Below are 1,665 nucleotides of genomic sequence, written 5' to 3' on the forward strand. Positions count from 1 at the left end.
CGCCCGTCGAACCGTCCGCCGCGCCGTCCTCGTCCGGGTCCCGGCGGGGCCGAACCGGACGCGGGCGAGCCCGCGGCGCCGTCCGTCCCGGCGGACGACGTCTGGTACGACCGGCCCGCCACCGTGCGGGACGGCCTGTCGCTCGGCCTCGCGGAACCGGCGGGCGACCGCCGCCCGCCGCCACCGCCCGAGGGCTGGTACCAGCCGTACACGCCGGGCGACGACCCGCCCGCCGGACCGCCGTCGGCGCCGCCGCCCGGTCCCCGCGACGACGCCTGGTGAGGAGGCGCACGTGAGCACCATCGTGATCTTCGGCGCGGGTTCGCGCGGGGACGTCCAGCCCTGCGCCGCCCTCGGCCGCGCACTGCGCGCGCGCGGGCACGAGGTCACGCTCGTCGCCAGCGCCCGTTACGCGTCGCTCGCCGCCGGTGCCGGGCTCGGCCTCGCGCCGCTCACCGCCGACCCGACCGAGATCCTCGAATCGGACGCCGGGCAGGAACTGCTCGCGGGCGGCCGCAACCCGGTGAAGTTCCTCGGCGGGTTCCGGCGGATCCTCGGGCCGATGGCCGAACGGCTGCTCGCCGAATGCCTCGACGCGTGCAAGGACGCCGACCTGATCCTCGGACCGACGCTCGGCGCGCTGCCCCGGCACATCGGCGAGCATCTCGGCGTCCCGTGGGCGCTGATCCACTTCCAGCCGAGCCGCGCCACCGGCGCGTTCCCGCACCCGTTCGTCCCGCGCGCGCGCCTGCTCGGGCCCTACGCCAACCGGGCCAGCTTCCACGCGGTCGACCAGGTCGCGTGGCTGCTGTCCCGCCCGTTCATCAACCCGTGGCGGCAGGAGCGGCTCGGGTTGCCGCCGCTGCCGCTGCGGAACGCGGGCGACGACCGTCCGGTCCTGGCGTGCTTCAGCCCGGCCGTCGTCCCGCGCCCGCGCGACTGGCCGCGCAGCCTCGCCATGACCGGCTATACTGGTTCCTCGACGAGCCGGACTGGACGCCGCCCGCCGACCTCGCCGCCTTCCTCGACGACGGCCCCCCGCCCGTCTACGTCGGGTTCGGCAGCATGGTGCCGAAGGACGCCGCGATGACCGGCCGGATCGTCCGCACGGCGCTGCGGCTCGCGGGCGTCCGCGGGATCGTCCAGGGCGATCCGGACACCTCGGACGAGCACGTGCTCGCCGTCCGCGACGTCCCGCACGCCTGGCTGTTCCCCCGCATGGCCGCCGTCGTCCACCACGGCGGCGCGGGCACCACGGCGGCGGGCCTGCGCGCGGGCGCGCCCACGGTCGTGTGCCCGTTCTTCGGCGACCAGCCGTACTGGGGCGAACGGGTCGCGGCGCTCGGCGCGGGCCCGTCCCCGCTGCCGTTCCGGACGCTCACGGTCCCGCGCCTCGCCGCCCGGATCCGCGCGGCCGTCGAGGACCCGGACATCGCCGACCGCGCCGACCGCATCGGCCACCGCATCCGCGCGGAGGACGGCCTCGCGCGCGCGCAGGAGACCCTAGAGCCCCTCCTGGGCTGACCCCGTCACTTCCAGGTCCAGCCGGAGCCGTCAGGGGTCCGGACGATCTCGCGCTGCTCGCGCGACGGGCGCGCGCGCTCGGCTGCGGCGGCCCGTCCGCCCACGGATTCCACGGCGCGGGCGCGGGCGGGGGCTGGGGGG

2 protein-coding genes and 1 pseudogene are annotated in these 1,665 nt (G+C 77.7%); all 3 read left to right on the forward strand.

All coding sequences use genetic code 11. From position 1 onward, the window contains the following. Positions 1–282, forward strand: a pseudogene (locus BJF79_RS56510) (hypothetical protein); the annotation flags it as partial. A 10-nt stretch (positions 283–292) separates the two neighbouring features. Beyond that, positions 293–1,090 (forward strand): glycosyltransferase, encoded by a 798-nt coding sequence (locus tag BJF79_RS63770; RefSeq protein WP_262403238.1) that lies wholly within the window; start codon positions 293–295, stop codon positions 1,088–1,090. Beyond that, positions 1,087–1,524, forward strand: coding sequence for a glycosyltransferase (locus BJF79_RS63775; RefSeq protein WP_262403239.1), 438 nt, complete (start codon positions 1,087–1,089; stop codon positions 1,522–1,524). Before BJF79_RS63770 ends, BJF79_RS63775 begins: the two co-directional genes overlap by 4 nt. Positions 1,525–1,665 lie beyond the last annotated feature (141 nt).

The organism is Actinomadura sp. CNU-125, from assembly GCF_001942465.1.
Taxonomy (GTDB): Bacteria; Actinomycetota; Actinomycetes; order Streptosporangiales; family Streptosporangiaceae; genus Spirillospora.